The sequence below is a fragment of the Gordonia sp. CPCC 205515 genome, from assembly GCF_048537925.1.
Classification (GTDB): Bacteria; Actinomycetota; Actinomycetes; order Mycobacteriales; family Mycobacteriaceae; genus Gordonia.
Window position 1 is genome coordinate 1 of sequence record NZ_JBCLVJ010000030.1, and the last position, 5,645, is coordinate 5,645.

Genomic DNA, 5,645 nt, shown 5'->3' on the forward strand with positions numbered 1-5,645 from the left:
TGGCGGCGACGCCACCAACAACGAGCCCGACTCTGCCATCAAAACCGCAGGTCAAAACCTCAATGAACCCAATCTACGGCTGTAGTACTAGTGCCCCGAGTTTGAGGGTTTTAAGCAGACCGATCATGTCGGCGCCCACGGGCTCGGGAACACTAGCGGTGGTGCTCGTGGTGCGGTTGCGGTTGGTGGTCATGAGTCACTCCTGAATGGTGTTGTCGGGGTCGGGAACCAGCGCCAATTGCGTGCCGTTGGTGGCGTATTCGGCGGGGTCGCGGGCAAAGCGTGACGGTCCTGAGCCAGCTGCTGACGGCATGATCGGGGTGGTCTTCTCCATCGCCTGTTGCAGCATCGAGGAGATCTTCGGCACCGCGATGACATCGAAGTCCAGGGCGGTGGCGCACGCGGCGTCAACCGGTCCGGGCCCGTAGGTACCCACCAGGCCGATCAGCATGTACACCGCGCGGACTCGGGTCCACGGGCGTGGATCGTCGACGATACGGGCGGCGTAGATGCCGATATGGGGCCCGTGGTGCTCGCAGGTGGCCACCAGCTTGTTGATGTTGCGCAGTGCGTAGGCGGCTTTGTCGGCGGGATAGTCGTTCGGGTCGGTACTCTGCCCACCGGCGGGATGGCGGGGGTGTTGCTTGACCAACGTGCCGCGGTGATAGAACTTGACCGTCTGGCTGTCGAGGCGCACATCGAGACTCGACCCGATCCACGTCTCAGGCAGCGAGTACAGTGCTCGACCGACTGAGGCGTGAAAATCTCTGTGTACCTTCACTTGTTTGAAGACCGGCACATCGTAGTCGGTCGGTATCGGCAACAGGTGGACACGTTCCTCGGCGTCGAACAACACCGCCGGGGCGGCCGCGGTAGTCCCGTGTATCCGCAACCCGGCGGTCTGTTCACACCACCGCACCGCGGCGGCTTGGGCCGTCTCGAGGCTGCCGAAGTTCTCACCGGCCCAGAAGTTGTTCTGCACGTAGTGAATCGTGCGCTCCACCCGCGGCTTATCCTGGGGAGTCCGGACTCTGGCGGTGTCGGTGACGAACCCGGCGTGCGCGGTGTAGTCCAGCCAGCCTTGGGAGAGGATTGGGTTGACTTTATCGGCCTGGCTGACAATGGGTTTCATGTTGTCGGGGATCAGCACGGTAAACACGCCACCGAAGAACTCCCACGCCGCCGCGCAGCCGGCCAGGATCGCAGATAGCGTTTGGGTGTGCGACAGCCACACGAAGGTGTGCCGCGAGTACACCGCGGTGAACACCAGAGCAAACACTTTGCGGCGCTTCCCTGTTGCCTCATCATGGAGCATCCCGAGGTAGCCGAAATCGATCTGGCACTCCACCCCGGGATCTCCGTCGGCGATCCGCACGGTGGTGGTGGTGCGGCGATACCCGCAGCATTCGGTGGCGAACCGCATCAGCGTGCGATAGGGCACCACACACCCCCGACGGGCCAACAGAATGTGAATCTTGGTCACCGTCAACGGATCTGGCTGATCCTGCGTACCTCCCTTCACCCATGCCGTGATCTCATCGGTGAACGGCACCAACGCTTCCCACGCCTGACCATGACCATTCGGCCGGGCTGGACGCACCCCGGCCACGACCTGACCGATCAACTCATCGGTGATCGCCGACGCTCCGGCATCTCGGGTCAACCCCGCAGCCTGCGCCGCCTCGACATAGCGCCGCACCGTCTTGCGATCCACCCCGGCGTGCGCGGCGATCGTGCGTAGCCCCGGCGCCGGCAACCCCACCGCCAGCCCCAGCCACAACCGCAACACTTCTCTGATCTCTTCCACTGCAACCTCCCGGTAGCCCACGCCGCCGCCCCTTCCGTGACAACTGTCACGACCGAGTCAACGGACAAAATGAAGAACCACCGACGCGCCGCGCCGGTGGTCCCATAACTGGCAATCCAGGTGGTCCCATGCTCATGGCAAACAATCAGCCCAGGGTGGTCCCTTCACGGTGGCAAATGACAAGAATGATGCTCTTTTGAAAGAGAAGCTTCCCAATCCGCTACAGTACTCATTGCAGAAAATGCGGCTAGCACCGAGGACTGACGCATTCGTGGACGACCGGACTGGACATCAGGGTGCCGAACGATCGATTCGTCTGTGAACAAGCAGGGGGACCGGCGAACGGCGAGGCACTGACCTGCGGCTCGCCATCCTGGGTGAAATTCGTGAGCCGAGAATCTTGTCAAAATCCGTGGCGAATGTTCGGCAGAGGGGCTGACCAGCGGCTATTGGGTCTCAATCTTTCGCAAGAGTAGCCGTTGGTGGGCACTCCTTCGGTCGCGCACACGCAATCTTTCCGTATGCCGGTATGCACCACGGTGCGGCTCGCTGACTCTCCTGCCTCAGTGGCAGACCCTGCGCTGAGATGAGTAGGGACCACCGCATGTCACCGCATGTCATCGGCCAGCTTGATGTCCCCGCTGGTGGGCGTCGGTGGCCTCGCGGAATGCACGACTCCCCATCTGGCGGATTCGTCAGCCCCGCCGCGAGTTGCTCGTGGGCGTGTCCTCGATGAACTGGTCCGGTGGTTCAAAGAGTCCTGATTGCTCTGACGAGGGCGTGGCGTGTCCCCTCGACTGGAGTGCCTTATGCCGGCAGTTCGACGATGTCCGTGAAAGACAACCTTGAATCGTGCGAGCGTCCGTTGGCTCGTATCAGCTGACCGTCGGCGACCATCTCGCGAACGACTGATGCCGCTTGGCTCTCTTTGTACACGGTGTTGTGCAACGCGAACTTACGGAGTTTGGCGATAGACGACTGGTTGTCGGGAATCGTGCGGAGATGATCGATGATCAGACGCTTGAGCGGCGCGGTGTTCGGTTCGAATTCAATAGCGAGGGCTTCCTGATTGGGGTCTCGCGGATCTCGGTATCCGACGCCGGCAACGTCGTCGACCTCCCACATGGCTTCCTTCATCTTGGTCAGGCCCTTCTCGTGGGTTGTTCCGAACACCAAGAACAGAGATTGGCCGCGCTTGTCGATGAGCTCGAAGTCCAAGACGTACTGGAATCCGGCCTTTTGAATCGTTCTGCGATACTGCTGTAGTAGCCACCGGTCCTTGTTCTCGCGCGGCTGGGTGGCAACAGCACGCCAGTTGGTGTCGCCAAATACTCTGTCTCCGTGCTCGATCGAGTCAACGGAGGCGAAGCGCGCGAAGTACTGAGGTTGCATGGTTATGATCACTTCGCTGCCCGGATTGTCCGCGAGACGCCGGACTAGATCGAAGGATATTGCTCCTCCCCAAGTGTCGAGCACTGCGAGGATCGGACGTCCCCAGGCTTGCTCACGGGTCAGGACCCGTTGCAGATCTGGCTCGCATTCACCCTTCTCAACCGAGACGTGTACTCCGTGAGCGCTCAGGTCCTCGAGAGGGACAGGCTCGGTTGCCTTCTTCAGCTCGTTGGGTAGCATGTCGATGCAGCGCTGGTCGTGATCGATGAATACGAAACGGATCCCACCGTTCTTGACCTTGGTACGAATTTCCGATTTCGCGACGAGCGCCTTAATCGCGATCACAGGCGATCCCGGCGACCCGTCGAGGTAGATCCCCGGACCCGAGAAGCCTTCAGCGTATGTGATGTCAGCTTCCCAACCATTGACCATGATGGGCATCCATTTGTCGAGGTACTGGGCGTATACAGCGTGCTTGGCCTTGGTGTGCTGATCGGCTGCCCAAGGTACGGGGTTCTTGCCTGCCATCGTATGTAGCTCCAATCTGAGGGCCACGTTTCAGGTCGGATCGGCCCCAAATAACAACATGAGGCAGCGCTCAAGACGCCTGGCGAGCAGCGCATTCCCGACTAATTGTAGAGACGCTTGGCACGCGGCGACGTCCACGACACGAGCATGGGCCGGTGTGACCACTGTGGCGCAAGTGCAATGTTTGCCGGGGAGGGTGCACAATAGGCAACATGGCGAGGCGGCGATGGGAGACACGTGGCAACCGGCACCGCGATTGAGTGGACAGAGGTTACTTGGAACCCAGTCACCGGCTGCGATCGAGTCGCCGCCGGATGCGACAACTGCTATGCCCTGGCGCTCTCAAAACGGCTTAAGGCGATGGGGGCTGAGAAGTATCAGAATGACGGAGACCCGCGAACGTCAGGCCCCGGCTTTGGGGTTACGCTCCATCCTCGTTCATTGCAACAACCTCTGAGATGGCGTTCACCCAAGGTTGTGTTCGTGAACTCGATGAGTGACATGTTCCACGCCAAGGTCCCACTCGAGTTCATACGCGACGTGTTCGACGTGATCCGCGAGACACCTCAGCACACCTACCAGGTGCTCACCAAACGCGCCCACCGAATGGCGAGGATGTCCGATAAGCTCGAATGGCCAGAGAACCTCTGGATGGGTGTTTCGGTCGAGTCGGACGACGTCGTCGACAGGATCGACCATCTGCGCACTGTCCCTGCAGGCAGACGGTTTCTCTCGTGCGAGCCCCTTCTGACAGCGTTGCCTGCACTGAACCTTGACGGCATCGATTGGGTGATTGCCGGCGGCGAGTCCGGACCACGCGCGCGCCCAGTGGATTCGGCGTGGGTCGAAGACATACGTGACCAGTGCGTCGACGCGAGCGTGGCGTTCTTCTTCAAGCAGTGGGGCGGACGAACGCCCAAGGCCAACGGCCGCGAACTTGACGGCCGAACCTGGGACGACATGCCAGTTCTCGCCGCAGCACTCTGACTAAGGCTGCGATCAGTTGTGACGCAGAAACTCGACGATTGTTCGTTTTTCTGTCTGGCCCGTTGACGAACCACCGTGGAAGTAATTGTGTGGGTCGTCGGCCTGGACGGACAAGTGTCGCGACAACACTGACTGAAGTTTTCGTCGTATTGTCGGTGGTCATGCCTAACAAACCTAAGATTGACCTGCTGATCGACAACTTTCAAGGCCAGGTTGACGAGCTATATCAGCACATCGATGCAGTGTTGTGGGTATGGGGTGACCGGAAGAAAATGGAGTCGGCCGGATTTCCGGTCCTCGACGACAGGAATCTAGAGCGCGTCTATGAGAGTTCGCTGGTGGAGGCCGTCGTCGCGTGGCAACTGTTCGTAGCGGATTGGTTTCGGATGGCCTTGGTACGTGATTCGTCGGTGCTGCGAAAGAGCCTTAGTGAAGTAAATCGCCGACCAGAGCTGAAGGTGAGAGGCGTGCGGCTGTTTCCCGAGATGAAGCCTCTCACCGCTCATCCCTCGATGGAATCTATTGCGGCGCTGATCGAATCGCAGGGCCAGTTCTTCGACGTGAACTCACAAAGTGCGTGGAGGGCGTATAGCAAGCTGCTGGCTCCCGGTTATGCGACTCGAGCGGGAAAGCTCACCAAGGACGACTTCCTTGTTGTCGAACTTTGCCGTCGGCTGCGCAATGCTTCGGCGCATCGCTCCTCGCCGTCGCTGATGAGTGTTCGTGAAATGATCACTGGTAACGAACTGAAGGACTTCGATCGAAGGCATGGGAAAGTGTCCTTGTCTCGCGAGCACGGACTGACCGAACGCGGTATCGGCCGGTACCTAGCTGCGGAGATGGCGTGTCCCCCGTGAACCGGTCCGGTTGGTTCTAGAGTCCTGATTGCCCTGATGAGGGCGGAGAAGGGACGATAGGGAGCATGGCGGGA

Annotated in this window: 4 protein-coding genes; 2 read left to right on the forward strand and 2 right to left on the reverse strand. The window is 60.2% G+C overall.

Features of this window, described 5'->3' with window-relative positions:
• Positions 1-196: 196 nt before the first annotated feature.
• The gene (gene istA / locus AAFP30_RS28725) at positions 197-1,807 is read right to left on the reverse strand and encodes an IS21 family transposase (protein WP_419233476.1); all 1,611 of its coding nucleotides are present in this window, start codon (positions 1,805-1,807) and stop codon (positions 197-199) included.
• Between the two features lie 807 nt (positions 1,808-2,614).
• Positions 2,615-3,727 carry a three-Cys-motif partner protein TcmP gene (locus AAFP30_RS28730; protein ID WP_419233477.1) on the reverse strand — a complete coding sequence of 371 codons (1,113 nt, stop codon included), beginning with the start codon at positions 3,725-3,727 and terminating at the stop codon, positions 2,615-2,617.
• Positions 3,728-3,964: 237 nt separating this feature from the next.
• Here AAFP30_RS28730 and AAFP30_RS28735 point away from each other — a divergent pair, with 237 nt between their 5' ends.
• Both AAFP30_RS28735 and AAFP30_RS28740 read left to right on the forward strand, forming a co-directional pair.
• The gene (locus AAFP30_RS28735) at positions 3,965-4,714 is read left to right on the forward strand and encodes a DUF5131 family protein (protein WP_419233478.1); all 750 of its coding nucleotides are present in this window, start codon (positions 3,965-3,967) and stop codon (positions 4,712-4,714) included.
• Positions 4,715-4,875: 161 nt separating this feature from the next.
• Positions 4,876-5,571 carry a hypothetical protein gene (locus AAFP30_RS28740; RefSeq protein ID WP_419233479.1) on the forward strand — a complete coding sequence of 232 codons (696 nt, stop codon included), beginning with the start codon at positions 4,876-4,878 and terminating at the stop codon, positions 5,569-5,571.
• Positions 5,572-5,645 lie beyond the last annotated feature (74 nt).

Excerpts from the sequence above, each read along its gene's own strand:
- AAFP30_RS28730 (WP_419233477.1), bottom strand. The coding sequence starts at position 3,727 with ATGGCAGGCAAGAACCCCGTACCTTGGGCAGCCGATCAGCACACCAAG.
- AAFP30_RS28740 (WP_419233479.1), top strand. The coding sequence starts at position 4,876 with ATGCCTAACAAACCTAAGATTGACCTGCTGATCGACAACTTTCAAGGC.